We start from the raw sequence: 26,287 nt of genomic DNA on the forward strand, positions 1-26,287 counted from the left end.
CCTACGGCAGGGCAGGGTTTGCTGCTCTGCCTTCGGTGTTCAGCAGGACGACCGTCTCGGTGTGTTCGGTCGCCAGGTCGCGGCGGTGGGACGAGGCTAGAGCTGCCCGGATTCCGGCTAGGGACGCGGCGCCGCATGGGCCCGCAGACAGGCCGAGGGCTGCGAGGTCCTGTGCGGCGCGGGCCGTATCGGGGTCGGTGACGGTCACGGCCGCGTCCAAGCCGGACTGTAGGACGGGCCAGGCCAGGCTGGACGGTGTGGCGCAGTTGAGGCCAGCCATGGTGGTCGAGCCCGTCTCGATAGTCAGCGGCCCACCGTGGTGGAGGCTCGTCAAGACGCAGGGCGCGGCATCAGGCTCCACCGAGAGGACAGTAGGACGGGCCAGGCCCGACCTGTAGTGCGTCACGGCCGCCTGGGCCAGCGAGCCCACGCCCACCGGAACGGCCACCAGGCCCGCCGGCGCGGCGCCCGCCTCGGCCAGTTGCTCGTCGATCTCGGTGAAGAGGGTGGAGTAGCCCTCGACGATCCACTGGGGCACGCGCTCGTAGCCCGGCCAGGCCGTGTCCTGGACGAGCAGGGCCGGCGGGTCGGCGGCGGCCTCCTTCGCGGCGGTCCGCACCGCCTCGTCGTAGGGTCCGGGGACCTCGGTCAGGCCCGCGCCCGCCTCCTTGATCGCGGCCATCGCCGCGGGGTGCACGCCGTACGGGACGTAGACGTCGGCCGGCGCGCCGAGGAGGCGGGCCATCTCGGCGACCGCGCGGCCGTGGTTGCCGTCCGTCGCCGTGACGAGCCGGACCGGGCCCTCCTCGCGCAGCCGCTCCAGCGGGGCGTCCGGCAGGCGGTACCTGTCGCGGAGCGCCCGGGCGATCCCCCACGAGGCGCCGAGGATCTTGAAGGCGGGGAGGCCGAGGCGGGACGACTCGTCCTTCACGAAGAGTCGGCGGACGCCCAGGTCGGCGGCCAGCGACGGCAGTTCCACGAGCGGCGTCGGGGCATGGCCGGGGAGCGTCCAGTGGAAGGCGGCGACGCCGTGCGGCGCGGGCGGGCAGGTCCAGGCGCGGGCGGCGGGACGGGTGAACGGGCGGGTGAACGGGCGGGCCGTGGCGGGAGCGGTGACCATGGGACCACGGTTCCGCAGCGGTCTATGGTCGGTCCAGCGAATGTTTCCGAGCGATATTCGTCAGTCGAGCCGATGAATAGAGGCCCTGCCTTGCTGGATCTGCACCGGCTGCGCCTGCTGCGCGAGCTGAAGCACCGGGGGACGCTCGCCGCGGTGGCGGAGGCCCTGTCGTACAGTCCGTCGTCGATCTCGCAGCAACTCTCCGTCCTGGAGCGGGAGGCGGGGGTGCGGCTGCTGGAGCCGGTGGGACGCCGGGTCCGGCTGACCGCGCAGGCGGAGATCCTCGTCGCGCACACCGAGGCGGTGCTGGAGCGGCTCGAACGCGCGGAGGCCGACCTCGCGGCGTCGCTGGAGGGCATCACGGGCGTGCTGCGGGTCGCCGCGTTCCAGACCGCGGCGCTCGCGCTCGTCCCGGACGCGCTGACCCTGCTCCGCACCGCGCACCCGCGGCTGCGCATCGAGATCACCCAGCGGGAGCCGGAGAGCGCGCTCCCCGCCCTGCTCGCGCGGGACTTCGACCTCGTGCTCACCGAGGAGTACCCGGGGGAGCCGGGGCCGCGCCCGGCGGGCGTCGAGTACGAGGAACTCGGCGAGGACGAGATCCACCTCGCCCTCCCCGGAGAGAGCGGCGGCGGGTTGCGGGAGGCGGCGGGAGTGCCGTGGGTGCTGGAGCCGCCGGGGACGGCGTCGCGGCAGTGGGCGACGCGGCTGTGCCGGGAGGCCGGGTTCGACCCGGACGTGCGGTTCGAGTCCACCGACCTGCTCCTCCACCTGCGGCTGGTGGAGCACGGCCACGCGGCCGCGCTGCTGCCCGGCCTGGTGTGGGCGGGCCGCCCGCCCGCGGTGCCGGTCGTCCGGCTGCCGGCGCGGCAGCGGACCCGGCGGCTGTTCACCGCGTCCCGGCGGGGCGGCGGCGGCCATCCGGCCGTGCGGGCGTTCCGGACGGCGCTCGGCCGCGGATTCGCGGCCCGGAATGCCCGGATCGGGGGATGACCCCACCGCGGTTAGGGGTTTTCCCCTATGGCGATTACTTCGCGCTGCGGGCAGAGTCGTATCCGGCAGCAGGGGACAGCGGCTCCTCCCCGGGAAGAAGGCACACGATGTCGAACACGCCGACCCTCACCCCGATGACCACTTCCGACCTGGCCGAAGTCCTGTTCTGCTGCGGGCTGCAGGAGTCCGACCATCCCACCGCCGAGCAGGTCCGCGCGGCGATCCGCGACCGGATCGGCGCCTGCGGCGGGGACCGCTCCGGCTGCGTCGCCCTCGTCGCGCAGGAGGCGGGCGACCACCCCGAGACCTACCGCCCCCGGATGCGCTGGGCGCTCAGCACCGTGTCCCGGGCGTACCGGGGGCTCGGCACCACCGCCGCCTGATCCCGGACGGCCATCGCTCATCAGGGAGAATCCGATGCGTTCACCGCTCATCGACCGGCGCAAGGACACCCTTCCCCGATCGGACATCCTGCCGCGCTCGCTGCGCGACCTGATCGCCGCCGAGGCGGGCGCCCAGGTCGCGGACGAGAGGCGGCGGCACCGGCAGCGCAAGGTCAGGACCGCCCGCCGGGCCCCGTGACCCGCGACAGGGCCGGTGCGTGCCCGGCTCTCAGTGCCGGGTCTTGCTCGTCTTCTTGTGCTTGGACTTGTGCTTGGAGCCGCTGCCCGACTCCCACTCGTAGCCGGGCGTGTTCTTCTTGCAGTAGCTGTCGCTGACCTTGGTGTCGGTCGCGTCATGCTCGCACCACCGGTTCTGGCCGCACGCGGTCAGCCCGAAGGCGGCGACCAGGACGGTCAGCGCGAGTGCGGCGGAACGGCTCTTCGGCATGGTCGGCCTTTCTCTGCCTGAGTGAAACGCAGGTCAGACGCGGGCGGCGGGGATCGCGTTCCGCCGCCGGACGGCACCGGATTGTCCGTCTCCGGCCGCGAACTATGCTGACGCCCGTGAACGAAGAGGCGACGGACGAGCATCCCGGCGACGGCGTCCGCGAGTACCGCATCGGCGAACTCGCGGCGGCGGCCGGCGTCCCCGTGCGGACGCTGCGCTACTACCAGGAGCGCAAGCTGCTGCCGCCGCCCCGCCGGGAGGGGCGCATCGGCCTTTACTGCGAGGACCATCTGGCCCGCCTCCGCATGATCGGGAACCTGCTCGAACGCGGGCACACCCTGGAGGGCATCCGCGAGCTGCTGTCGGCGTGGGAGCAGGGCCGCGACATCGGCACCGTCCTCGGCGTGGAGAAGGCCGTCACGACGCCGTGGTCGAACGAGGTCCCGGTCACGATGACGCTGGCGGAGCTGGCGGCGCTGTTCCCCGGCGAGGCCGTCGGGCCCGACGCCGTCGAGCGGGCCGTCGCGCTCGGCCACATCGAGGTGGACGGCGACCGCGTCACCCACTGGAGCCGCCGCCAGCTGGACGCGACGGTCGCGCTCGTCCGGGCCGGGGTGCCGCTGGACGCGGTGCTGTCGGTGGCCAAGGAGCTCCAGCGCAGCATGGACGACCTCGCCGCGATGTTCGTCGGGCTGATCGCCGCGCACGTCGTCAAGAGCGTCGACGACCAGGACCTCGGCGAGCTCACCGAGACCCTCGCCCAGCTGCGCCCGGGCGCGCAGGTGTCGGTCGAGGCGGGGTTCGCGCGGGCGATGGACCGGCAGGTCCGCGCCGCTCTCGACCAGCTGCTCGGCCGGCTGTCCGGCTCCTGACCGCCCGGTGCCGTCGCGTGCCGTCACGTGCCGTCGCGCGGCCCGGTGCCGGTGATCGGCGGCGATACTGGTGGCATGGTCGATGACGAGCGATGGAAGGCGCGTTTCCGCGCCGCCCGGATGAGCCTGCCCCGCTGGGCGCGCGACGCCGCGGACCGCAGTATCTACCGGTCGAACGCGACCGGGACGTGGGAGATCTACACCTGGGACCGGGACACCGGCGCGCAGCGCCAGGTGACCGACCGCCCGAACGGCACGTGGATGGCCACCATCGACCCGACCGGCGACTGGGTGTGGTGGTTCGCCGACACCGACGGCGACGAGTTCGGCGTCTGGAACCGCGCGCGGTTCGGGGAGGCGGACAGCGCTCCGGCCGTTCCGGGGCTGGAGCCGTCGTACCCGTCCGGGCTGTCCCTGGGCCGCAGCGGTCTCGCCGTCATCGGACGGACGACCGAGGACGGCAACACCGTCCACCTGTGCCGTCCCGACGCGGAGCCCGAGGTGCTCTACCACCATGCGGAGGACGCGCACATCGCCGCTCTGTCCCGGGATGAAGCACTCATCGCGATCGGGCACAGCGAGCACGGCGACAGCCGGCACATGGCGCTGCGCGTGCTGCGCCCCGACGGGTCCGTGGTCGCCGACCTCTGGGACGGCCCCGGCAAGGGCGTCTACGGCGCCGGATTCGCCCCGGTCGATGGCGATTCGCGGCTGCTGGTCAACCATGAGCGGCGCGGCCGCGACGAGATGCTCATCTGGGACCCGGTCGCCGGCACCGAGCGGGAGATCGTCCTCGACCTGCCCGGCGAGATCGGCGCCGACTGGTACCCCGACGGCACCGCGCTGCTGGTCTCCCACTCGCACGAGGCGCGCGACGAGCTGTACCGCTACGACCTGGACGGCGGCGCGCTGACCAGGATCGACACCCCGCGCGGCGTGATCGGCGGCGCCGCCGTCCGGCCGGACGGGACGGTCGAGTTCTCCTGGTCGTCGGCCGCCGAGCCGCCGGTGATCCGCTCCACGTCCGGCGCGGTCGTGCTCACCCCGCCCGGACCGGCTGCGCCGCCGTCCGTCCCGGTCGAGGACGTGTGGGTGGACGGCCCGGGCGGCCGCATCCACGCGCTGGTCAGCAGGCCGGACGGCGACCGCCCGTACCCGACGGTGTTCGACGTCCACGGCGGGCCGACGGCGCAGGACGACGACTCGTTCGTGCCGACCGCCGCCGCCTGGGTCGACCACGGGTTCGCGGTCGTCCGCGTCAACTACCGGGGCTCCACCGGGTACGGCTCGCAGTGGCGGGACGCGATCGAGGGCCGCGTCGGGCTCACCGAGCTGGAGGACATCAAGGCCGTCCGCGACTGGGCGGTCGAGTCGGGCCTCGCGGACCCGTCCCGGCTCGTCCTGACGGGCGGCTCGTGGGGCGGCTTCCTCACCCTGCTCGGCATCGGCACGCAGCCCGACGACTGGAGCGTGGCCGTCGCCGCCGTCCCCGTCGCCGACTACGTCGCCGCGTACGAGGACGAGATGGAGGGCCTCCAGGCGTTCGACCGCTCCCTGTTCGGCGGCTCGCCCGACGAGGTGCCGGACCGCTACCGCGAGTCGTCCCCGATCACCTACGCCGACGCGGTCAAGGCGCCGGTGCTGGTGCTGGCGGGGGAGAACGACCCGCGCTGCCCGATCCGGCAGATCGACAACTACCTCGGCCGCCTCGCCGAGCTGGGCCTCCCGCACGAGGTGTACCGGTACGACGCGGGGCACGGCTCCCTGGTCGTCGAGGAGCGGATCACCCAGATGGCCGCCGAGATCGGCTTCGCCCGGAAGCATCTCGGTATGTCGTGATCTATCCCGGGGGACGGGCGACACGGCCGCCCGTCCCCCGGTTTACAAGATCGAACCCCGGGCATCCCTCCGAGCGGTTCGGCGGCCATCAGGCAGGCCCCGGCCGCCCCCCGATACAGGAGAACACCGATCGGGGGGATCCCAGTGACACGACTTCGGCACGCCCATACGCTCGTCCGGCACGCCTTCGGTGAACGAATACCGAGGCCGCACGGCCCCGCCTTCCGCCTGACCGCACTGGTCATGGCCTTGGGCGCCGCCGCTACGGCCCTCGTCCCCGCCCCGTCCGCCGCCGCCGCGTCCGCGAGCGACGACCCGCCTCGCGCCCGGCCCGCCGCACCGGCCGACGCTCCCCCGCGCGCGACACTGCTGTCCGCACCGGCACCCCAGCGGGTTCCAGGTCGCGTCCCCACAAACGCACGCAAGTCCCCCGAGCCACCACCCCCGACCACCACGGCGGCGGACGAGCCCGCGACATTGCTGTCCGCGCAGGACGTCCCACAGGTGAACGTCCCGAAGGCACCGAAGCAGGACGTCCCACGGCAGCCGGAGCAGAACGCCCTGCCGGAGCAGAACGCCCTGCCGGAGCAGAACGCCCTGCCGGAGCAGAACGCCCTGCCCGAGTTGCCCGAGTCGTTGCGGCTGGAGCAGCGGTTCGCCGAGTACGCGCTGCGCGGCAACGGCATCCGGTGGCGCTCGACCGGGGGCTGCTCCGACCGGACGGTCCGGACGTGCACCTCCTTCGAGGGCGTCCGGTGGGGGACGGTCAAGGGCCTGATCCGCTTCGCGAGGTCGAGCGGCTGCAAGATCACCGTGACCGGCGGCACCGAGCACGGCCACGCGAGCGGCACCTACAGCCATGCGAACGGCTACAAGCTGGACATCTCCCCCACCCGCTGCGTGGACGCCGCGATCAAGCGCCATCCGTCCGCCGGCCGGCGGAGCGACGGCGCCCGCCTCTACCGCTCACCGGACGGCACGCTCTTCGCCCGCGAGAAGGACCACTGGGACATCACCTTCCGCTGACCCCGTACAAAAGGGTCAGGCGCGGACTTCGCGGATGATGCCCACCAGCTCCCGCGTCACCGACTTGAACCCCGGCAGCCGGGACATCGACACCATGCGGTTGACGAGCGGGACCGTCCGCTCGACGAGGAGGTAGGTCTTGCGGCAGCCGGGGGAGCTGTCGTGCACCCAGTACAGGACGATGCCCATCGAGTAGATCCACAGCAGTTCGGGCAGCTCGGCCCGGAACTCCCTGTCGATCTTCAGATCGGAGCCCTCCACGACCTCGCGGTAGATCGCGACCGCCGAGTCGCGGGCCGGGCCCGACTCGGCGCTGAACGGGTTGAGCGGGCTGGTCGGCTCGGCGGCGAACTTGAAGAACTTCCCGGCGAACTCGTGGTAGGGGACCATCGTGTCGACCCGGGCCCGCAGCACGCCCAGCAGCCGGGCCGCGAACTGCGGCTCGGTGTCGAGGACGGCCCGGCAGGCCGCGACGTGCTCGTCCTGCAGCTCGTCGTAGTAGGCCTGGATCAGCTCTTCCTTGGACCCGAAGTAGTAGTAGGCGTTGCCGACCGAGACGCCCGCCTCCTTGGCGATCGCCCGCATCGTCGTCGCCTCGTATCCGCGCTCCCGGAACAGGCGCAGCGCCGTCTGGACGATCGCGGCCCGCGTCTGCTCGGACTTCACGGCCTTCGTCTCGGTCACGCATGCCACCTTAAGTCCCTGCCGCGGCGTCCGCTCATGCCCGGGAGCCGCCCGGCGCGGCCGGCGCCTCGCCCGCCGGGGTCAGGCGGTGAGTTCGGCGGCGACGAGTTCGGCCGTCTGGACGGTGTTGAGCGCGGCCCCTTTCCGGAGGTTGTCCCCGGAGAGGAACAGGTCGAGCGCGTGCGGGTCGTCGAGCGAGCGGCGGACGCGGCCCGCCCAGACCGGATCGGTGCCGGCGGCGTCGGACGGCGTCGGGAACTCGTGCGTCTCCGGGTTGTCGCACAGCACGACGCCGGGCGAGCGGGCGAGGATCCCCTGCGCCTCCCGCTGGTCGGTGCGCTCCTCGAAGACGGCGTGCACGGCCATCGAGTGCCCGATGACCACGGGGACGCGGACGCACGTCGCCGACACCCGCAGCTCGGGCAGGCCGAGGACCCGGCGGGTCTCGTCGCGCAGGGCGATCTCGTCGGACGTCCAGCCGCCGTCCTCGCCCGTCCCCGCCCAGGGCACGACGTTCAGCGCGAGCGGCGCCGGGAACGGGCCGAGGTCGCCGACCGCGCCGCGCATCGCGCCGGGGCGATGGCCGAGCGTGCGGTCGCCGCCGACCTTGTCCAGCTGCGCGTACAGGGTGTCGACGCCGTCCTGCCCGGCGCCGGAGGCCGCCTGGTAGGACGCGATCACCAGCTCCCGGAGCCCGTAGCGGGCGTGCAGCGCGCCGACCGCGGCGATCATGGTGAGGGTCGCGCAGCCGGGGCCCGCGACGATGCCGCGCGGCCGGTCCCGGACCCGCTCGGGGTTCACCTCCGCGACGACGAGCGGGACGTCCGCGGCGGTCCGGAACGCGCGCGACCCGTCGACCGCCACGGCGCCGTGCGCGGCCGCGACCGGCGCCCATTCGGCGGCCACCGCGTCCGGCACGGCGAACATCGCGACGTCGGCGCCCGCGAAGACCTCGGGCGCGAGCGGCACGACCTCGGCCGGCGCGCCCCGCACCTGGAGCACGCGCCCGGCGGACCGCGCCGACCCGGCGAGGCGGATCTCCCCGTAGACGTCCCGGCGGATGGACAGCAGGTCGAGCAGCACCGCACCGACCGTCCCGGTGGCGCCGGCGACCGCGAGGGTCGGCAGCCCGGAGGCGGAGCCCGTCGTCGCACTCACAACCACAGAACTACCGCCGTCCACCCCTGGTTCCCAAAACGGCCCACACCACCTGGAATCACGGCGAAATCGTCCAGCCTGCGGACATGCGAAAGGCCGCGCCGCCCCGGGGTGGGACGGCGCGGCCCGCGCGCGGCGTCAGCGGCCGGTGCCTCCGTAGACGACGGCCTCGACCTGGTCGGAGTCCAGGTCGAAGGCGTGGTGCGCGGCGGCGACGGCGGTGTCGATGTCGTCCTGAGCGACCACGACCGAGATCCGGATCTCCGAGGTGGAGATCATCTCGATGTTCACCCCGGCGTCGGCGATCGCGCTGAACAGGTTCGCGGTCACGCCCGGGTGCGAGCGCATCCCGGCGCCGATCAGCGACACCTTGCCGATCCGGTCGTCGTAGCGCAGCGACTCGAAGCCGATCCGCTCCTTCAGCTTGTTCAGCGCGGTCAGCGCGCTCTGCCCGTCGGTGGACGGCAGCGTGAACGAGATGTCGGTGCGCCCGGTGGACGCCGCCGACACGTTCTGCACGATCATGTCGATGTTGATCTCGGCCTCGGACAGCACCGAGAAGATCGCGGCGGCCTCACCGACCTTGTCGGGCACCCCGACCACGGTGATCTTGGCTTCGCTCCGGTCGTGCGCGACGCCGGAGATGATCGCCTGCTCCATGTCCTGTCCTTCGATCTCGCTGCTGTCGACGACCCACGTGCCCTCCTTCTGACTGAACGAGGACCGCACATGGATCGGGATGTTGTAGCGGCGCGCGTACTCCACGCAGCGCAGGTGCAGGATCTTCGCACCGCTTGCCGCCATCTCCAGCATCTCCTCGTAGGAGATCTTCGGGATCTTGCGGGCGGCGGGCACGATGCGCGGGTCGGCGGTGAAGACGCCGTCGACGTCGGAGTAGATCTCGCAGACGTCGGCGTCCAGCGCGGCGGCGAGCGCCACCGCGGTGGTGTCGGAACCGCCGCGGCCGAGCGTGGTGATGTCCTTGGTGCCCTGCGAGACGCCCTGGAAGCCGGCCACGATGCAGATCGAGCCCTCGTCCAGCGCGGTGCGTATCCGGCCCGGCGTCACGTCGATGATCTTCGCTTTGCCATGCGAGCCGTCGGTGATCACGCCGGCCTGGGAGCCGGTGAACGAGCGGGCCTCGTGGCCCAGGTTCGCGATGGCCATGGCCAGCAGCGCCATCGAGATCCGCTCGCCGGCGGTGAGCAGCATGTCCAGCTCACGGCCCGGCGGCAGGGGGCTGACCTGCTTGGCCATATCGATGAGATCATCCGTCGTGTCGCCCATGGCGGAGACCACGACGACCACGTCGTTGCCCGCCTTCTTCGTTGCGACGATGCGCTGGGCGACCCGCTTGACGCCTTCGGCGTCGGCGACGGAGGAGCCACCGTACTTCTGCACGACAAGAGCCACGAGTGGGCGCTCCTCGGATCGGGGTCAGGCGTACCGAACGACGAGTCTACCGAGCCCGCCCCGATGGATCACGACCAGGTAACTGCGTCCTGCCGCGCGGGCGGCGCCGGACATGTCAAGATCGACCTGGAATCGCCCGGGACGACGACGCCGGAGGAGCCGCGCGTGTTCGGACGCAGGAGCAGGCGCGAAGCGGAGGTCACCGCACTCCTCGACCAGGCTCGCGCGCATCCCCCGGACTCGACGCAGCGCTTCACGGCGCTGGAAAGCCTCACCGAGCACGACGTGGCGGTGGTCGCAGAGCAGGCGCTCGCGCTGTGCGGCTCCGGCCGTCCCGAGGACGTGCTGGTCGGCGCCGAGGCACTGGGGCGCCTGCAACTGGACGGGCCCTCCCGCGCGCTGTGGCGGCGGATCGGGGAGGTCACCCGGGTTCTGTGCGGCCCGGAGCAGCGGGACGCCGGGATCCTCGCCGCCGCGCTCACCGCCCACGCCCGCGCGCTCCACCGGGAGGATCCACAGGATTCCGCCGCCTTCCTGGCGGAGACGCTGCGGCACCCGGACGGGCGCGTCCGCTCAGCCGCCGCCCTGACGGTCCCGATACTGGACGAACCCCGGCCCCTGCTCCCCGGCCTGGTCTCGCTCCTCGACGCCGATCCCCTGCCGGACGTCGCGGACAGCGCCGCCGCCGGCCTCGGCGCGATCATCGTCCGCATCCCGTCCATGGAACCCGACGTCACCGCGCTGTTCGTCGCCGGCCTCGACGACCCCGCCCGGGCGTCGCACGCGTGGCGGCGCGTGAGAGCCGCCCTGCTCGACGAACCGCAGCCGGACGCCGCGCCCGACGCGACCGACCCCGACCTGCTGGACGACCTCACGGAGGTGATCACCGGGCTTCGCCGGCTGGACTGGCCGTCGGCGCAGGACCGTGCGGTGAACCTCAGCGCGTTCATCGAAGAGGTCAACGCGGCGGCGCGGCGGCACGCTCCCGCCCCGGACTGGGACGAGGCGGCCCGGCGGGCGGCGGTACGGGACGCCCTCGACAGCGCTCGGCGGCTCCCCGCGGAGAGCGAGGAGCGTGCGGAGCACGTCGTCCGGCTGCTCCCGGTTCCGCCACGGACCTGGAACGACCGCCGCCCCATCGGCGTCGCGATCGACGAGGCCCTCGCCCTCTGCCGCCCGCCCGCCGACGACGGCACGACCCTGGGCGTCCAGGTGCTGGCGTTCCTGACGGCCCTCGGTGGCGCACCCGGACCGAGCCGGATCCGCGCCGCGCTCGCCGACCTACGCGCCGCCGGCCCGGACGACCCGGTTCTCCTGGCGGCGATGCTGCGCACCTACAGCGGTCTCCTCAGCAGGGGCCTCCTCGACCAGGCCGCCGACGAGCTCGACCGGTTCGTCCTGGAACTCCTCGAACATCCGGACCCGCGGGTCAGGGCCGACGCGGTATGGCCCATCATCGGCGGCGAGCGGGCCGTGCGGCGGGTCGTCCAGGCGCTCGACCGGGACCCGGACGCGGCCGTCCGGGCGAACGCCGCCGCCGGCCTCGCGGACCGGGACCTGGCCCCCGGCCACGAGGACCTGCTCGCCGAGGCCCTCCCCCGCCACTTCGACGACCCCGACCCCGGCATCCGCGCGCACGCGCTGCGCTGGGGCGCCCGGATGGGACGAGCCGACGCGCTGGAGCGGCTGCTGCGCGAGGTCCGCGACCCCGGCGTCCCCTGGGAGATCGTCGGCGTCTTCGAGTACCTGCTGGCCGACGTCGACACGCTTCCCCGCCGGCTCCACCGGGACTTCACCGCGGCGTTCGCCCGGCTGGCGGAGACCGGCTGGGCGGACCGCGCCGACCCCGGCGGCCACCACGACGCCGAGTCGCTCGCCGATCTGCTGGCGGACGCGACGGAGACGGTCCGGCTCCTGGACCCGTCCCTCTGACCCCGAGCGGCCAAACGTTCCCGGCGGACCACCACAAGACGGGGCAAAGCGTCTATGTAGCGGCGGGGTGTGGTCGGTGCGCCCGGTTCGTGCCGCCCGCCGGTGATCCGGCGCGTCCGCGGCCCTGGGCCGGGCGCGGGCGCGCGCCGTGGTGTCCGAGCTGATGGGAGAGCCGATGGGCGCGTTCGACGAGCTGCCGAGGGTGCGCAGGGGACCGCTGCACTCGCTGTACGCGGCACTGCGGCGGCGCGCGCCGCAGATGTCCGCGGCGCGTCCGGACGGCGGCGTCCTGAACGTCGGCTACCGGGGCCGCACCGCCCAGGTCGTCTGGGACGGCGACCTCGGGGTGTTCGCCTGGGACGCGCCCGACGGCGAGCACATCGGACCCGACGTCGAGAAGGCCGCCGAAGCGGTGGCGGCGTCGCTGGACGCGCCGGTGAGCCCCGGCGCGTCCGGCTAGGCGAGCGCGGTCAGGCAGGCACGGCTGGCGGGCGCGGCTAGGCGGGCGCGGCCTCCGTCTCCGCTTCGGCCTCCGGGGCGACGTCCAGGCGGGCGTTGGCCACGAAGGCGTGCAGGGCACGCAGGGCGGCGCCGGCGTGGTTGCCCCAGTGGTTGAAGTAGGAGTACTGCCACCACCACAGGGCCTCCAGGGGCCGGTCCTGGTTGTAGTGGCGCAGCCCGTGGACGAGGTCGCTGGCGACGTCGACCAGGTCGTCCGACAGGCGGTACGCGGTGGTCTCGGTGTCCTTGTACGGGTCGAAGACCTCGGCGTACTCGTCCAGCGCGACGAGGCGCTCGGACAGCCCCTGCCGGACGGCGTCCAGGTCCGGGTCGTCGCCGACCTCGGGCTCCCAGTTGTCCGGGAGGATGACGTCGGCGCTGGCGCCGAGCTGCGCGCCGGCCAGGATGACCTGTGACACCTCCAGGAGGAGCAGCGGGATCGTGCGCCTGCCGCCGTCGCCGCGGGCGACCGCCTCCAGTCCGTTCAGGTAGTTGTCGACATGGCACGCCACGCGCTCGGCGAGGGCGTTCCAGTCCTGCGGGCTGTTGGTGTCAGACATCGAGCAGCCTCCGTCCTTCGAATGCGCGGCCCAGCGTCACCTCGTCCGCGTACTCGAGGTCGCCACCCACCGGCAGGCCGCTGGCCAGACGGGTGACGGTAAGGCCCATGGGCTTGACGAGCCGGGCGAGGTACGTCGCGGTCGCCTCGCCCTCCAGGTTGGGGTCGGTGGCGAGGATCAGCTCGGTGACCGTCCCGTCCGCGAGCCGCTGCATCAGCTCGCGGATGCGCAGGTCGTCCGGGCCGACGCCCTCGATCGGGCTGATCGCGCCGCCGAGCACGTGGTAGGTGCCGCGGAACTCGCGGGTCTTCTCGATCGCGACGACGTCCTTGGACTCCTCCACCACGCAGATGACGTGCGGGTCGCGGCGGGCGTCCCGGCAGATCCGGCACTCCTCCTCCTCCGCGACGTTCCCGCACGTCCGGCAGAAGCGGACCTTGTCCTTGACCTCCTTGAGCGCCTTCCCGAGCCGTTCGACGTCGGCCGGGTCGGCGGCGAGCAGGTGGAAGGCGATCCGCTGCGCGCTCTTGGGGCCGACGCCGGGCAGCCTGCCCAGCTCGTCGATGAGGTTCTGGACCACCCCTTCGTACAACGGACCCTCCTTTCCTAGTCGTCCCGCTCAGGAGCCCTGGCCGCCGCCGAGACCCGGGAAGCCGCCGGGCAGCCCGCCGCCGGGCAGCCCGCCGGGCATGCCGCCGCCGAGCCCCTGCGCGAGCGGTCCCATCTTCTCCTGCTGGAGCTCCTGCACCGCGCGCCCGGCGTCGCGGATCGCGGCCAGGACGAGATCGGCGATCGTCTCCGCCGTGTCGGCCGGGTCGTCGGCGTCGATCGCCTTCGGGTCGATCGCCAGGCCCGTGACCTCGCCCTGCCCGTTGACCGTCGCCGTGACGAGCCCGCCGCCCGCGGTGCCCTGCACCTCGGCCTCCGCGAGCTCGCGCTGCGCGGTGAAGAGCTGCTGCTGCATGGCCTGCGCCTGCTGCAGAAGCTCCTGCATGTTCAACTGACCACCGGGTTCCACGGTGCACTCCCTACTTCCGGCCCCCGAGGGCCTGCTCTCTGGCGCTCCGCCAGCCGCCGGACGTCCGTCCCACGAGACTACGGGTTCGCGCCATGATGCGGTAAGTACGCCGGTCACGATCTTGGCCGGAGTGCTCCCACGCCTGATCCGCGCCAAACCTGCCGCACGCGCCCGGCTAGGCTCGCGCCGGTGACCGACTTCTTCGCCGGGGACCCGCGCGGCAACCGCGAGCGGATGCTGGCCGGTGACCTCTACATCGCCGACGACCCCGACCTGGAGGCGGCGTCCAGACGCGCCGTCGCCCTGGCCCACCGGTACGGCGAGGTCTACGCCACCGACCCGGACGCGGCCCGCCCCATCCTGGAGGACCTCCTCGGCTCGATCGCGCCGGACGCCCATATACGTCCGCCCCTGCACGTCGACTACGGCTCCTCCATCACCGTCGGTTCCGGCACGTTCGCCAACTTCGGCCTGACCGCGCTGGACGTCGCGCCCATCACGATCGGCAGCGACGTGCAGATCGGCCCGAACGTGCAGCTGCTCACGCCGACGCACCCTCTCGACCCCGAGCGGCGGCGGGCGAAGCTGGAGGCCGCCGAGCCGATCGTGATCGAGGACAACGTCTGGCTGGGCGGCGGCGCCATCGTCCTGCCCGGGGTGACCATCGGCGAGAACAGCGTCATCGGCGCGGGCGCCGTGGTGACGAAGGACGTCCCCGCGAACGTCGTGGCCGTGGGCAACCCCGCCCGGGTGATCCGCTCCCTCTGAGCCCACGGCCGACGCCCCCGCGACGTGGTTCGAGTCACACGCCGTCCGAGTGGAGGCCGCCGACACTGCGATGAACTCCCGGTGGCGGACCGGCCGCGTCGGGGTCAGGTGTTGTCGATCTCGCGGATGATCTGGCCGCCGAGTTCGCGCTGGATAAGGGCCATGCCGTTCATCTCGGCCTCGGTGCCGTCGGCGTCGGCGTCGCCTTCGGGGTCGACCTCGTCGCTCTCGTCCATGGGCGCGGGCTCGGGAGGCGGCGGGGGCTCGTCCGGCGGCGGGGGCAGGGGGCCCGGGTCCGCCTGGCGTGCCGCGCTCTCGCCGTCCGCCGGGCGCGGAGCGGGGTTGGGCCGCGCCGCCTGGGGCGCGGCCTGCGGCGCCGGCTGGGCCGCGTTGCCGAAGCCGCCGGACGGGGCGGACCCGCCGAAACCGGAGGACTGCGCGTTGCCGAAGCCCCCGCCCGGCCGGCCGCCGCCGGGCCCCGGGTTCGAGGGGCGGGCGCCACCGCCTCCGCCTCCGCCGCCTCCGACGACGGTGTCGATGCGCCAGTCGACGCCCATCCGCTCCTTGAAGACCTCGCGGAGGACGGTCTCGCGGCCGCCGTTGACGAAGCCCAGCCGGCGTCCCTCCGCGTCGAAGCCCAGGGTCAGGACCTTGCCGTCCAGCGACACCGGCTGGACACCGGACATGATCGTCATCCAGGTGGCGCGGCTCTTCTGCTTGACGGCCTCCACCACGTCCGGCCAGAGCCGCTGGACGGTCCCGAAGTCCATCCCCCCGCCCGCGGCGGGAGCCTGGCTCGGCTGCGCCGGCGGTGAGGGGGCCGGGCGGGCTTCCGCCTGCGGGGCCGGTCGGGCCTCCGGCGGTGGAGCCGGGCGGGATTCGGGCGGACGCGTTTCGGCCGGACGCTCGGGCGCGGCAGGCGCGGCGGGCGGCGGCGAAGGTCGCTCGGCCTGGGGCGGTGCGGGGGCCGGAGCGGGAGCGGGCGGCGGCGTGAACGCCGGAGCCATGCCCTCAGCCGGTGCGGCGACGGAGCCCTGGGAGGCCTGGCGTTCCAGGCGGTCGAGGCGGGCGAACATGGACGCCTCGTCCTCGTAGGCGGCGGGCAGCAGGATGCGGGCGCAGATCAGCTCCAGCAGCAGCCGCGGGGACGTCGCGCCGCGCATCTCGGTGAGGCCGGTGTGCAGCAGGTCGGCGGCGCGGGTCAGCTCCCCCGGGCCCATGGAGGACGCCTGGCGGCGCATCGCCTCCAGCTCGTCCGGCGGAACGTTCAGCAGGCCCGTCCCACCGGCCTCCGGGACGTTCGACAGGATCACCAGGTCGCGGACGCGCTCCAGCAGGTCGGCGGTGAACCGGCGCGGGTCCTGGCCGCTCTCGACGACCCGGTCGATCGCGGCGAAGACGGCGGCGCCGTCGCGGGCCGCGAAGGCCGCGATGACCTCGTCCAGCAGGGCGGAGTCGGTGTAGCCGAGCAGCGAGACGGCCCGCGCGTAGGTGATGCCCTGCTCGTCCGACCCGGCGAGCAGCTGGTCCAGGATCGACAGGGTGTCGCGGGCGGAGCCGGCGCCCGCGCGCACCGCCAGCGGCAGCGCGGACGTCTCGTAGGGGACGTCCTCCGCCTTGAGGATCTCCTCGACGAGCTCCTGCAGCACGCCGGGCGGGATCAGCCGGAACGGGTAGTGGTGGGTCCGGGAGCGGATCGTCCCGATGACCTTCTCCGGCTCGGTCGTCGCGAACACGAACTTCAGGTGCGGCGGCGGCTCCTCGACGAGCTTCAGCAGCGCGTTGAAGCCCTCGCGGGTGACCATGTGCGCCTCGTCGATGATGTACACCTTGAAGCGCGCCGCCACCGGCGCGAAGAACGCACGCTCCCGCAGGTCGCGGGCGTCGTCGACACCGCCGTGGGACGCGGCGTCGATCTCGATGACGTCGATGTGCCCCGTCCCGGACGGGCCGAGCGCGACGCACGAATCGCACTTGCCGCACGGATCGGGCGTCGGCCCCAGTTCGCAGTTCAGGGAGCGGGCGAGGATCCGGGCGCTGGAGGTCTTACCGCACCCGCGCGGACCGCTGAACAGGTACGCGTGGTTGATCCGGCCGTTGCGCAGGGCCTGCTGCAGCGGCTCCGCGACGTGCTCCTGTCCCTTCAGCTCGGCGAACGTCGCTGGCCGGTACTTGCGGTACAGCGCCAGACTCATCGGGGGTCCGCCCTCCTGGAGAAGCAGAGCGTCAGAAGCGAAAGGACCCCCCGCACACCCGCCAGAGCCTGTTTATCCTTGCTGCCTTCCGGCCCTGGGGAGGTTCACAGGATGACGCCATGCGAGGGGTCTCCCCAGAGTCTATGGCATCCCCGGCCGTGGATTGCCACGGTTCCCGCATAGTCTCCGCGTCATGCCCACCGCATCCCAGGACACCCTCCTGCACATCGCCGAACGGACCCACTGGGAATCCGCCCGCACCACCGGTGTGTCGTACACCATGTCCACGCTGGGCCGGACGCTGGACGACGAGGGTTTCATCCACTGCTCGTCCGACATGCCCCAGGTGGACGGCGTCCTCGCCCGCTTCTATAGCGGTATCGACCGAGACGACCTGGTTCTGCTGGTCATCGACGTGTCCCGCCTGGACGCTCCCGTCCGCCACGAGCCCGTCGGTGACGCGGTCTTCCCGCACGTCTACGGACCGATCCCGGTCTCCGCCGTAATTGATGTCAGGTCACTGCCCGAGAACCGGTAGGCTTCCCCGTGGAGGATTCGCCTAGTGGCCTAGGGCGCACGCTTGGAAAGCGTGTTGGGTTCACGCCCTCGCGAGTTCGAATCTCGCATCCTCCGCCACACCGAGGCCGGTGCCCGACACGGGCACCGGCCTTTCGCATGCGGTCCCGGTCGCCGGCGCGCTAGATCGGGGGACGGACGCGGCGGCGGCGGATCGCGTCCCCCGCGTCGAACCGGGTGAGGATCCCGGCGAGCAACTCGCGCGTCTCGGCGATGCGCCCGGCCCCGAACTCCGCCGCCAGTTCGGCGTCGAGTTCGGCGCGGACGGTCCGGGCCGCGCGCACCGCGTCCCGGCCGCGGCCGGTGAGGTGCAGGTGCCTGGTCCGCGCGTCCTCGGTGGAGCGCCGCCGCTCGACCAGCCCGCGGGCCTCCAGGTCGGCGACGGCCTTCGAGGCGGCCTGCTGGGTGATGCCCATCCGCTCGGCGAGCGCGGTGATCGAGAGCGGTCCGGCGACCACATGCTGGATCACCACCCCGTCGTTGATCCGCAGCTCGCCGAACCCGTCGGCGGCGAGCCGCCGCTGAACCCGGTCGGCCATGGCCCAGCCGGCGAAGAGGGCGAGGAGTGACAACTCCAGGTCTTCCGCCTTAATATCCACAACCATGGTTGTGGAAGGTAGCAGACCGGAGACCGCGCTGCTCCGGGAGTTCGTCGCCGTCGCGCACCGGGTCGTGTGGTGCTCGCTGGCCACCGTCGACCGCCTGGGCCGCCCCCGCTCGCGCGTCGTCCATCCGTACTGGGAGCTCACCGGCGACGACCTCACCGGGTGGGCCTTCACACGTCCGGCGTCACCCAAGGTCGCGCACATCGGCCACCGCCCGTACGTGTCCTGCTCGTACTGGGACCCCGCACAGGAGGTCGCGGTCGCGGAGTGCGCGGCGGAGTTCGCCGGCGACGCCGGGACGCGCCGCAAGGTCTGGGACCTGTTCGAGGCGGCCGAGCACCCGCTCGGGTTCGACCCCCGCGTCCTCGGCGCCGCGGGCCCGCTGGACGAGCAGATCACCGTCCTGAAGATGACGCCGTGGCGCCTCAGCACGCTGAACGGCTCCTGGCGGAAGCCGGACGGAACTAAGTGACGGGGTCGTTGACCTGGGCGGTAACTGGTTTACAGGTGTGGTAAGTGGAGTGACGCATGTTGTTGCGTCGCCTTCTCCGGGTGGGGCCGACGCCGTAGACTCGAAGGGTGATCTTCAAGGCGGTCGGTGATGGCAGGCCCTATCCGGACCACGGGCTCTCGTCCCGGGACTGGGCCAAGATCCCGCCCCGCCAGGTCCGCCTCGACCAGCTCGTCAGCACCAAGCGGGAGATGGACCTCCAGTCGCTGCTGTCCAAGGACTCCACGTTCTACGGCGACCTGTTCCCGCACGTCGTCCAGTGGCACGGGGAGCTCTACCTGGAGGACGGCCTGCACCGGGCGCTGCGGGCCGCGCTGCACCAGCGGCTCGTCCTGCACGCGCGCGTCCTGGATCTGGACGCCGTCGACATGAGCTGACCGCCGGTCAGCGGGTGCGCGCGGCGGGCTCCAGGGCGCGGGCGTGCTTCGGGCCGGTGCGCGGACGCGCCGGGCGGACGAACCCCGGGCGCGCCGCCAGCAGGCCGAACACGACCTCCGGCACGACCAGCACGAGCAGCAGGACGAGCGGGACGTTCCAGCCGCCCGTGGCGTCGTGCAGCACCCCGACCGCGAGCGGGCCGGCGCCCGCGAGGAGATAGCCGCCCGTCTGCGCCATCCCGGACAGCGCCGCCGCCACGTGCGGGCTCGGCGAGCGCAGGCTGAGCAGCGTGTACGCCAGCGGGAACGCGCTGCCGGTGCCGAGGCCGAGGACGATCACCCACGTCCAGCCGGCGGACGGGGCGAGCATCAGCCCGACGACGCCCACCACCATGGTCGCGGCGACGGCGACGACCAGCGGGCGCTGGTCGCGCAGCCGCGCCGCGAACACCGGGACGACGAACCCGAGCGGGATCCCGACGATCAGCATCGTGGAGACCATCATCCCGGCGGCCGCGGGCGCGAACCCGGCGTCCTGCATGATCTCCGGGAGCCACGACATCAGCACGTAGAACATCAGCGACGCCAGCCCCATGAAGGCCGCGACGTGCCAGGCCGTCGGGGAGCGCAGCAGCGAGCCCTCGCCGCGCGGGGCGGCGGCGGCCGGTGCCGCGGCGGCCGGCTCGCGGCGGACGCGGAGCGCGAGCGGTCCCCAGACCAGCACGGCGACCAGGGACGGGACGGCCCAGACGGCGAGCGCGAGCCGCCAGCCGCCCGCCTCGTCCAGCGGCACCGCGAGCCCGGCCGCGACGGCGCCGCTGGTCGCCATGAGCATCATGGCGAGGCCGGTGAGCGAACCCACGCGGGTCGGGAACACGCGCTTGATGACAGCCGGCATGAGGACGTTGCCCATCGCGATCCCCGCGCCCGCCAGGACCGTTCCAAGGAACAGCGACACCGGGGACTGCACCACGCGCAGCACGATCCCCGCGGTGATCATGACGAGGGAGCCGGCGATGGCGGTCTCGGCGCCGAACCGGCGCGCCGCGAGCGGCGCCACGGCCGCGAAGACGCCCAGGCACAGCACCGGCAGCGTGGTGAGGACGCCGACCTCGGCGCCCGACAGGCCGAAGACGTCCCGCAGCTCGCCGAGCACGGGGGCGATGCCGGTGATCGCCGCCCGCAGGTTGACCGTCAGCAGGACCAGCCCGACCAGCGACCAGACGGCCGTGGCGCGGGAAACCGGAGTCGTCGCAGAACTGTTCATCTCACCTTGCTCATCGTCATTTCCGCACCGGCGCGGGGCACCGGGGCACGTCTTCATTCGTCGTCTTCGCCGCACTGGCCGGAATCGATCGGGGCGCGGTTCGCGCAGTGGTTCCGTCGTCACGACCGTCGGGGCGGCGTTCTCCCCTGCTCGGGGCGAGAGGTAATGGTGGGGCCGGGCGTCGGGGGGGCGTGCGGCGCGTTGGTCCGGCCCGCTCGGCGGGCCTCAGGGGCGGGCGCTCGTCAGGCGGCGGAAGACCGGCAGGGCGGTCGCATCACGTCGCCGTCGCGGCGGTCCGGGTCGCGTGGGTCAGGGCTCATGTACGGCCTCGCGTCCCGGTCGGCGGCCGGAGAGGGCGGTGGCGAGGATCTGGTCCAGGCACGCGTGGGTGGCGCGGGTCGCGGCCTCGGCGTCGCCGACCTCGACGGCAGCGGCGATGGGGCCGTGCGGGACGTCGGTGTGTTCGAGGAGGGCGCCGGCGGTGCCGATGCTGGCCCGCAGCGCGGCGCTGAAGTCGCGGTACAGGTCCGTCAGGACGCGGTTGTGGGTGGCCTCGACCACGGCCATGTGGAAGGCGAGGTCCGCTTCGACGAACGTCTCGTGCGCGCCGGCCGCCAGCGCGGCGTCGCGGCGGGCGAGGGCGACCGCGATGGCGGCGATGTCGGCCTCGGTGCGGCGGGTCGCGGCGAGCCTCGCGGCCTCCACCTCCAGCCCGCGCCGGACCTCCAGGATCTCGATGAGCTCCGCCCGCTCCAGGCGCCGCCGGACGGCACCGGACAGCTCGCTCGTCGCGCGCACGTACGTCCCGTCGCCCTGCCTGCTTTCGAGGAGGCCGGCGTGGGTCAGCGCGCGGACGGCCTCGCGAACGGTGTTGCGGCCGACGCCCAGCGACTCCGCCAGCACCGGCTCCGGCGGGATCTTGGCGCCGACCGGCCAGTTCCCGCCGACGATCTCGTCCCTGAGCTGGGCGATCACCTGGTCGACCAGGGACGATCGCCGAGCCGTGCGCAACGTCATCGCCAACCTCCGGTCAACCAGTCATCCTACGTTTAAGGGTAATGCGAGATCAGGCGGGATTGTTCCCGGCTCGGCGGGAGATGCCTCACAACTGATCGCGTCCGCGGGCGGCGGAGGTGCCGCCCTCAGAGGGCGGGGTCGTCGTGCTGGCCGTGGAAGGACGGAGCCCGTGCGCCGGACGCCGATATGAGCAGGGACGCGGACAGACCCGCCGCCTCGAGCGCCTGGCGGTAGGCGGCGGCCGCGCTCTCGCTGTCCTGGACGAGCTCGAACAGCTCGCCCAGTTCCCTGAACAGATGTGCCGCCGGACGGCCCGGCGCCAGCATCGCGAGCTGCTCGGACGCGGCGCGCAGCACCACCTGGGCGGCCGTGTGGTCGCCCTGGGCCACGCGTGCCCGCGCTAGGACGAGCCTGGCCAGCACGCTCTTCTGCGTACGGACGGCGAGGTCGCTGCCGGGCTGCGGCGTCACGCTGTGGGGGCTCGTCGGAGGAGCGAGGGCCAGGCCGGTGTTGAGGAACTGCTCCAGCGTGGCGATCGCGTCGTCCAGCTCGCCCATGAGGACCAGCGCGCGCGCCTTGGCGATGGTGCTCTCGGTGAACTCGTCGCCTTCGAGATCCCCCGTCGACTGGAGGAGGGCCAGTGCCTCCTGCGCGGCCTCACGCGAGCCTTCGGCGCGCGGGCGTTCGACACCGAACTCACCGGACGGCATCGCACCCGGCGCAGCGATGACCGAGAACGGCAGGACGCCCCTGAGCAGCGCCTTGGCGCCGGCAAGGGCCAGACGGGCCTGGCTCTGCACAGGCGTGGCATCCGTACGTGCCGCGAGGGCCTGGTCGGCGAAGTAGAGGGAGTCGCCGACGGTGCCCTCGTCCAGGGCCCGCATGCTGGCCCGCTGGTAGTGGACGCTCACCGGCTCGGTCTCGGCGGACTCGTCCGGGTGGAGGAGGCGCCGGCCGAGGTCGTGCGCGCGCGCCGGGTCAGAGCGGTCCACGTAGGCGAGCAGCAGGATGCGTCCGGCCTCGGTGAACTCGTTGCCGACGCCGAGCCCGAGCTGTTCGAGCCGTTCGACGGCGCGCTCGCCGAGCGCGATGGCCTGCCCCAGGTCGCCGACGGCGTGGTAGCAGCGGGCCAGCGCGATCACGGGCGGCAGCCAGCTGGCCCGGCCCGGGTCGCGTTCGGCCTGCTCGCGCAGCTCCTCGAACAGCGCGATCGCGGCGTCCGTCCGGCCCAGCTCCTCCAGGGCGCGGGCGCGCCCCCAGCGGGCGCGGGACGTGAGGTCCGGGTCGTCGCTGCGGGCGATCACCTCGTCGAAGCCGGCCTCGGCGGTGCCGGCGTCGCCGCGCAGCAGCGCGAGGTGGGCGTGCCGCTCCCGCACCTCCAGGTGCGCGCGCTGCTCCGGCTCCACCCCCTCGGCGAGGTACTCCGGGGTGCAGCCGAGGCGCTCGGCGAGCATGCGCAGCACCGTCGGGGTAGGCGTGCGCTTACCCGATTCGATCAAGGAGATGTAGCTGTCGGAAAGGTCGTGACCGGCGAGCTGTGCCTGCGACAAGCGTCTGGTCAGCCGCAGGTTGCGGACACGTTCGCCGACATTGCCTGGACCCGGCATGTGGACTCACTTAGCGGAAGTAAACAGGCGGCTGGGGTGCCGACATGATTGCACATTGCGCGTTATCGCACATCGAGAGCAAGGAAGCGGGGTTGGAGGAGACCCGCCGGCGCGGACCCGCCCGGCCGTCGCGCGCACGCTGCTGGAAGGCGGTGGCGCGCCGGTTCGTACCGGCCGGTCGTCCGGCGGTCGCGACGTCTGTCACCTCAACGACGGTATCCGAAGGGGCCGACAAGATCTCGGTCACCGCCGATATTGACCAGTCCGCCGCGCTTTCCGGCCATCGCGCCGCCATGGCCGGGACGGATCACGCCTCGGTGTCGGCGCCGTCCTGGGGGCCGGGGGCGGCGGGGACGTCCTCGGTCTTCCTCGGCCGGCGCGGCGGCGGGGGCGGGGGGAGGGTCTTCTCCACCGGCTCCGGATTCTTGTTCGGGAAGATCATCTCGCAGACTTCGAGGTACAGCTGCTCGGGGTAGGGCAGGTAGTCCACGTTGGTGAGCGCCTGGTCCTGGCCGGCGGACTCCAGGATGAACTCGCCGTAGCCGAGCATGCGGCCCGCGATCGTCCGCTTGAAGCTCATGTCGGTGACCTTGGCCAGCGGCATCATCGCGACCTTGCGGGTGATCAGGCCCGTGGTGAGCAGCATCCGCTGGTTGGTGATGACGAAGTAGTCGACCGACCACTCCGCGACGCGCCAGACGAACCAGGCGAGCAGGATCAGCCAGCCCCACCAGATCCAGCTGATCACCTTCCCCGCGTCGCTGGCGACGGTGTTGCTCAGCACGCCCGCGACGATCAGGCCGCCGAGGACGAGCCCGACCGGGACCATCAGCACGGCCGGGTGCCGGCGCACCGTGATCACCTGGTTCTCGTGCGGGAGCAGGTACTTGTTGACCGACGCGGGCGCCGAGTCGCCGGGGGTGACGAGTCTCATCCCGGCCTCAGGCGAGCGCGTTGACGAAGGTGGCCAGGGACCCGGCGGCGGAGGCGAGGCCGTTGGCCGCCGTCTCCACCGACTGCGCCGCGCCGTCCGGCTGCTGGATGACGTAGAAGGCCACAAAGGCCACCGCGGCCCATGTCATGTACTTCTTTGCGGGCACGGCCGCCTCCCGGAGCGTCGACTCACGGACCCCGGTTCAGTCTCGCACAGCGCGTCCGACCGGCAAAGCAAGGGATGTAGCGCGTTGCCGCCACCGAAGGCCACCGCGGAGTTCGCCCGCGGCACTCGCGGCCGGCTATGGCGCGTTGTCCAGCGACGACCGGCTCGCCTTGCGGCGCTTCTCGGCCGCGACGGTCGCGAGCACCTCCAGGTGGCGGCGCGCGATGCGCTCCACGAGATCGGCCGGTGCCGACCCCGTCACCTCCTCGGCGCCGTAGCGCGCGGCGGAGACGCACCGGTCCACCGTGTCGGCGCCGTGCACCCCGTCGAACTCCTCGGTGAGCCGCTCGCCGATCGCGGCGTAGCGCGGCAGATCGTCCCCTTGGTGAGCCATCGTGCGACCTCGACTCGAACTCGCTCGCGCCGCCCGGTCCGTTGACGGTCCCCTGTGCCGGGACGGCGGAGGGAACGCGCGCGGCGTTCCGTAGCCGTGTGGTACCCCCTGGGCCCGGGAACGAACATCGCAGGTCACGTCGGGTATCCGGGAGGGAGGGGACGGACGGCGGCGGCGCGGCCGGGCCGGGTCAGACGACGCCGTACAGGCGGTCCCCCGCGTCGCCGAGGCCGGGCATGATGAAGCCCTGCTCGTCGAGGTGGGAGTCGATCGCCGCGGTGACCACCCGGACCGGCGCCGAGATGTCGGCGAACGCCTGCTCCAGGTACGCCAGCCCCTCGGGGGCGGCGAGCAGGCAGATCGCGGTGACGTGGTCGGCGCCGCGGTCGATCAGCAGCCGGATCGCGGCGGCGAGCGTCCCGCCGGTGGCGAGCATCGGGTCCAGGACGTAGCACTGCCGCCCGGACAGGTCGTCCGGCAGGCGGGTCGCGTACGTCTGGGCCTGCAGCGTGCCCTCGTCCCGGATCATGCCGAGGAAGCCGACCTCGGCGGTGGGGAGCAGCCGCGTCATCCCGTCCAGCATCCCGAGCCCGGCGCGCAGGATCGGCACGACGAGCGGCTTCGGGCTCGCCAGCTGGACGCCGCGCGTCTCGACGAGGGGGGTCTGGACGGTCGCCGCCGCGACCCGGACATCGCGCGTGGCCTCGTAGGCGAGCAGGGTGACCAGCTCGTCGGCCAGGCGCCGGAAGGTGGGGGAGTCGGTGCGGACGTCCCGCAGCGTGGTGAGCTTGTGCGCGACGAGGGGGTGGTCGACGGCGAGGGTCTGCATGGGGTCACCGTAGCCCACCCCGGCCGCCCGGCCGGACCCTGCCGATCTAGGATAGGACGCCGCTGAGCTGGGCAGTATGGCGGTATGAACAGCGAGAGCGAGCACCAGCCGAGAGGACCTGCGGGGCCGCGCGAATCCGCGTCCGGCGCGCCCGGCCCGCCCGCCTCCCACCGTCCCGCCGGACCCTCCGAACCCCCCGCCGCCGAGGCCGCCTCCCCCGCGGCGGACGCCGCGGTGACCGAAGTCACAGGCGAGGAGCCCCCGCCGCGCCCCGGCCCGCAGGGCGACATCTCCCCCGAGCAGGTGCGCGAGCATCTGCGCCGCCGGGCCATCTTCCTGCGCGAGCTGGCGGAGGCCCGCGAGCTGCGCGCCCGGGTGACGCCGCACCGGTCCCGCCGCGCGCGGATCCACGCGGCCCTGCGCCGCCGCACCTTCCGCATCAATTGATGGGGATTGGATAGGTTCTTGGCGCCAGGTACCAGTACGTGGTGCCGACTCCCGGTCTGACCGCCGGGTGCGGCGCCGAGTTTGACGGTGGGGCACGCGTCTGCGCGCCGCATCTGCGACCATGCCCTGGCAGGAGACGCGCCGGTGGGGTGGAAATGACGGATGTGGACGCGACGGACTTCGCCGTCGTGGTGTACCGGGAAGACGAGCGCTGGGAGGCCGAGATCCTCCCGGTGGCGCTGACCGAGGACCTCGCGGGGCTGATCCATGCCCTGCGCCAGCAGCCGAGCCTCGGCGGCACGGTCGGGCTGGTCTCGGTCGGCGACGACTTCTTCGTCGCCATCCGGCTCCTCGGCGACGACGTCATGGTCTTCCTGTCGGACGTCACCGCCTCGGTCGACTGGCCGCTGGCCGGCCAGGTGCTCGACTACCTGGACATCCCGATCCCGGAGGACGAGGAGCTCGACCAGGTCCTCCCGGTCGGCGACATGTCGATCTTCGCCGACCTGGGGCTGGACGAGATGGAGCTCGGCGCGATCTCCGGCGACCTGGAGCTGTACCCGGACGAGATGCTGCTCAGCATCGCCGGCCGCGTCGGCTTCGCGCCCGCCTTCGAACGCGCCCTCGACGCCGTCCCGTAGTCCGGTG

General features: G+C 73.1%; 30 protein-coding genes, 1 tRNA gene, 1 other RNA gene and 1 pseudogene. 15 read left to right on the top strand and 18 right to left on the bottom strand.

From position 1 onward, the window contains the following. Position 1: 1 nt before the first annotated feature. Positions 2-1,120, bottom strand: coding sequence for a diaminopropionate ammonia-lyase (locus tag HUT06_RS43035; RefSeq protein WP_176200954.1), 1,119 nt, complete (start codon positions 1,118-1,120; stop codon positions 2-4). A 90-nt stretch (positions 1,121-1,210) separates the two neighbouring features. On the opposite strand from HUT06_RS43035, the gene HUT06_RS43040 reads away from it, so the two are divergent. The 3 genes from HUT06_RS43040 to HUT06_RS43050 all read left to right on the top strand — a co-directional run bounded on the left by HUT06_RS43040 (position 1,211) and on the right by HUT06_RS43050 (position 2,695). Continuing rightward, positions 1,211-2,113: a LysR family transcriptional regulator gene (locus tag HUT06_RS43040; protein ID WP_176200955.1), complete on the top strand. Its 903-nt coding sequence runs from the start codon at positions 1,211-1,213 to the stop codon at positions 2,111-2,113. 134 nt (positions 2,114-2,247) lie between these two features. Beyond that, entirely contained in the window at positions 2,248-2,496 is a 249-nt protein-coding gene (locus HUT06_RS43045) for a hypothetical protein (RefSeq protein ID WP_176200956.1), read from the top strand. 34 nt (positions 2,497-2,530) lie between these two features. Next, positions 2,531-2,695, top strand: coding sequence for a hypothetical protein (locus HUT06_RS43050; protein WP_176200957.1), 165 nt, complete (start codon positions 2,531-2,533; stop codon positions 2,693-2,695). 30 nt (positions 2,696-2,725) lie between these two features. Here the strand turns inward: HUT06_RS43050 and HUT06_RS43055 are convergent, their stop codons facing one another. Beyond that, positions 2,726-2,944 carry a hypothetical protein gene (locus HUT06_RS43055; protein ID WP_176200958.1) on the bottom strand — a complete coding sequence of 73 codons (219 nt, stop codon included), beginning with the start codon at positions 2,942-2,944 and terminating at the stop codon, positions 2,726-2,728. A 116-nt stretch (positions 2,945-3,060) separates the two neighbouring features. On the opposite strand from HUT06_RS43055, the gene HUT06_RS43060 reads away from it, so the two are divergent. From HUT06_RS43060 to HUT06_RS44235, 3 genes are all read left to right on the top strand, one after another. Continuing rightward, a complete protein-coding gene (locus HUT06_RS43060) occupies positions 3,061-3,816 on the top strand; it encodes a MerR family transcriptional regulator (protein ID WP_254715700.1) in 756 nt (251 codons plus the stop codon). 75 nt (positions 3,817-3,891) lie between these two features. After that, entirely contained in the window at positions 3,892-5,655 is a 1,764-nt protein-coding gene (locus HUT06_RS43065) for a prolyl oligopeptidase family serine peptidase (protein ID WP_176200960.1), read from the top strand. A 144-nt stretch (positions 5,656-5,799) separates the two neighbouring features. Next, on the top strand, positions 5,800-6,681 hold the full coding sequence (locus HUT06_RS44235; RefSeq protein ID WP_217711670.1) for a hypothetical protein: 882 nt from the start codon (positions 5,800-5,802) through the stop codon (positions 6,679-6,681). 15 nt (positions 6,682-6,696) lie between these two features. Here HUT06_RS44235 and HUT06_RS43075 read toward each other — a convergent pair whose 3' ends face one another. The 3 genes from HUT06_RS43075 to HUT06_RS43085 all read right to left on the bottom strand — a co-directional run bounded on the left by HUT06_RS43075 (position 6,697) and on the right by HUT06_RS43085 (position 9,936). Then, positions 6,697-7,365 carry a TetR/AcrR family transcriptional regulator gene (locus tag HUT06_RS43075; RefSeq protein WP_176200961.1) on the bottom strand — a complete coding sequence of 223 codons (669 nt, stop codon included), beginning with the start codon at positions 7,363-7,365 and terminating at the stop codon, positions 6,697-6,699. An 81-nt stretch (positions 7,366-7,446) separates the two neighbouring features. Continuing rightward, positions 7,447-8,523, bottom strand: coding sequence for an aspartate-semialdehyde dehydrogenase (locus HUT06_RS43080; protein ID WP_176200962.1), 1,077 nt, complete (start codon positions 8,521-8,523; stop codon positions 7,447-7,449). A gap of 138 nt (positions 8,524-8,661) precedes the next feature. Next, positions 8,662-9,936, bottom strand: a complete 1,275-nt coding sequence (locus HUT06_RS43085) for an aspartate kinase (RefSeq protein WP_176200963.1) — start codon at positions 9,934-9,936, stop codon at positions 8,662-8,664. Positions 9,937-9,999: 63 nt separating this feature from the next. Between HUT06_RS43085 and HUT06_RS43090 the strand changes: the two genes are divergently transcribed. Together HUT06_RS43090 and HUT06_RS43095 are read left to right on the top strand one after the other, a co-directional pair. After that, a complete protein-coding gene (locus HUT06_RS43090; RefSeq protein WP_176200964.1) occupies positions 10,000-11,868 on the top strand; it encodes a hypothetical protein in 1,869 nt (622 codons plus the stop codon). A gap of 163 nt (positions 11,869-12,031) precedes the next feature. Further along, positions 12,032-12,328: a hypothetical protein gene (locus HUT06_RS43095; protein ID WP_176200965.1), complete on the top strand. Its 297-nt coding sequence runs from the start codon at positions 12,032-12,034 to the stop codon at positions 12,326-12,328. Between the two features lie 37 nt (positions 12,329-12,365). On the opposite strand, the gene HUT06_RS43100 is transcribed toward HUT06_RS43095, so the two are convergent. Genes HUT06_RS43100 through HUT06_RS43110 form a run of 3 tightly spaced genes read right to left on the bottom strand, consistent with a single transcriptional unit; the run spans position 12,366 to position 13,947 of the window. After that, positions 12,366-12,929 carry a DUF5063 domain-containing protein gene (locus HUT06_RS43100; protein ID WP_176200966.1) on the bottom strand — a complete coding sequence of 188 codons (564 nt, stop codon included), beginning with the start codon at positions 12,927-12,929 and terminating at the stop codon, positions 12,366-12,368. Then, positions 12,922-13,521: a recombination mediator RecR gene (recR, locus tag HUT06_RS43105; protein WP_089330008.1), complete on the bottom strand. Its 600-nt coding sequence runs from the start codon at positions 13,519-13,521 to the stop codon at positions 12,922-12,924. Before recR ends, HUT06_RS43100 begins: the two co-directional genes overlap by 8 nt. A gap of 27 nt (positions 13,522-13,548) precedes the next feature. Beyond that, positions 13,549-13,947: a YbaB/EbfC family nucleoid-associated protein gene (locus tag HUT06_RS43110; RefSeq protein WP_176200967.1), complete on the bottom strand. Its 399-nt coding sequence runs from the start codon at positions 13,945-13,947 to the stop codon at positions 13,549-13,551. A gap of 234 nt (positions 13,948-14,181) precedes the next feature. On the opposite strand from HUT06_RS43110, the gene HUT06_RS43115 reads away from it, so the two are divergent. Continuing rightward, positions 14,182-14,715, top strand: a complete 534-nt coding sequence (locus tag HUT06_RS43115; protein WP_176201985.1) for a sugar O-acetyltransferase — start codon at positions 14,182-14,184, stop codon at positions 14,713-14,715. 104 nt (positions 14,716-14,819) lie between these two features. Here HUT06_RS43115 and HUT06_RS43120 read toward each other — a convergent pair whose 3' ends face one another. Then, on the bottom strand, positions 14,820-16,910 hold the full coding sequence (locus HUT06_RS43120) for a DNA polymerase III subunit gamma and tau (RefSeq protein ID WP_176200968.1): 2,091 nt from the start codon (positions 16,908-16,910) through the stop codon (positions 14,820-14,822). 38 nt (positions 16,911-16,948) lie between these two features. Continuing rightward, positions 16,949-17,044: signal recognition particle sRNA small type (ffs, locus tag HUT06_RS43125), an RNA gene on the bottom strand. Between the two features lie 59 nt (positions 17,045-17,103). Here ffs and HUT06_RS43130 point away from each other — a divergent pair. Both HUT06_RS43130 and HUT06_RS43135 read left to right on the top strand, forming a co-directional pair. Then, the gene (locus HUT06_RS43130; protein WP_176200969.1) at positions 17,104-17,448 is read left to right on the top strand and encodes a DUF952 domain-containing protein; all 345 of its coding nucleotides are present in this window, start codon (positions 17,104-17,106) and stop codon (positions 17,446-17,448) included. A gap of 10 nt (positions 17,449-17,458) precedes the next feature. Next, positions 17,459-17,546, top strand: a tRNA-Ser gene (locus HUT06_RS43135). Between the two features lie 62 nt (positions 17,547-17,608). On the opposite strand, the gene HUT06_RS43140 is transcribed toward HUT06_RS43135, so the two are convergent. After that, entirely contained in the window at positions 17,609-18,091 is a 483-nt protein-coding gene (locus HUT06_RS43140; RefSeq protein WP_176200970.1) for a MarR family winged helix-turn-helix transcriptional regulator, read from the bottom strand. On the opposite strand from HUT06_RS43140, the gene HUT06_RS43145 reads away from it, so the two are divergent. Both HUT06_RS43145 and HUT06_RS43150 read left to right on the top strand, forming a co-directional pair. Beyond that, on the top strand, positions 18,090-18,563 hold the full coding sequence (locus tag HUT06_RS43145; RefSeq protein ID WP_176200971.1) for a pyridoxamine 5'-phosphate oxidase family protein: 474 nt from the start codon (positions 18,090-18,092) through the stop codon (positions 18,561-18,563). The genes HUT06_RS43140 and HUT06_RS43145 overlap by 2 nt on opposite strands. 107 nt (positions 18,564-18,670) lie before the next feature. Then, positions 18,671-18,979, top strand: coding sequence for a type II toxin-antitoxin system VapB family antitoxin (locus HUT06_RS43150; RefSeq protein ID WP_176200972.1), 309 nt, complete (start codon positions 18,671-18,673; stop codon positions 18,977-18,979). 7 nt (positions 18,980-18,986) lie between these two features. Here HUT06_RS43150 and HUT06_RS43155 read toward each other — a convergent pair whose 3' ends face one another. The 7 genes and pseudogenes from HUT06_RS43155 to upp form a co-directional block, all read right to left on the bottom strand. After that, positions 18,987-20,246 (bottom strand): MFS transporter, encoded by a 1,260-nt coding sequence (locus tag HUT06_RS43155; protein WP_176200973.1) that lies wholly within the window; start codon positions 20,244-20,246, stop codon positions 18,987-18,989. Between the two features lie 309 nt (positions 20,247-20,555). Then, a complete protein-coding gene (locus tag HUT06_RS43160; RefSeq protein ID WP_176200974.1) occupies positions 20,556-21,263 on the bottom strand; it encodes a FadR/GntR family transcriptional regulator in 708 nt (235 codons plus the stop codon). Positions 21,264-21,388: 125 nt separating this feature from the next. Further along, entirely contained in the window at positions 21,389-22,870 is a 1,482-nt protein-coding gene (locus tag HUT06_RS43165) for a helix-turn-helix transcriptional regulator (RefSeq protein WP_176200975.1), read from the bottom strand. 424 nt (positions 22,871-23,294) lie between these two features. After that, a pseudogene (locus tag HUT06_RS43170) lies at positions 23,295-23,804 on the bottom strand (PH domain-containing protein); the annotation flags it as partial. Between the two features lie 7 nt (positions 23,805-23,811). Beyond that, positions 23,812-23,970, bottom strand: coding sequence for a hypothetical protein (locus tag HUT06_RS43175; protein WP_176193789.1), 159 nt, complete (start codon positions 23,968-23,970; stop codon positions 23,812-23,814). A gap of 135 nt (positions 23,971-24,105) precedes the next feature. After that, a complete protein-coding gene (locus HUT06_RS43180; RefSeq protein WP_176200977.1) occupies positions 24,106-24,363 on the bottom strand; it encodes a hypothetical protein in 258 nt (85 codons plus the stop codon). Positions 24,364-24,553: 190 nt separating this feature from the next. Next, a complete protein-coding gene (upp, locus tag HUT06_RS43185; protein ID WP_176200978.1) occupies positions 24,554-25,192 on the bottom strand; it encodes a uracil phosphoribosyltransferase in 639 nt (212 codons plus the stop codon). An 84-nt stretch (positions 25,193-25,276) separates the two neighbouring features. Between upp and HUT06_RS43190 the strand changes: the two genes are divergently transcribed. Together HUT06_RS43190 and HUT06_RS43195 are read left to right on the top strand one after the other, a co-directional pair. Beyond that, entirely contained in the window at positions 25,277-25,639 is a 363-nt protein-coding gene (locus HUT06_RS43190) for a hypothetical protein (protein ID WP_176193790.1), read from the top strand. A gap of 155 nt (positions 25,640-25,794) precedes the next feature. After that, entirely contained in the window at positions 25,795-26,280 is a 486-nt protein-coding gene (locus tag HUT06_RS43195; RefSeq protein WP_138641691.1) for a tRNA adenosine deaminase-associated protein, read from the top strand. Positions 26,281-26,287: the final 7 nt, after the last annotated feature.

The sequence above is a fragment of the Actinomadura sp. NAK00032 genome (assembly GCF_013364275.1).
Lineage (GTDB): Bacteria > Actinomycetota > Actinomycetes > Streptosporangiales > Streptosporangiaceae > Spirillospora.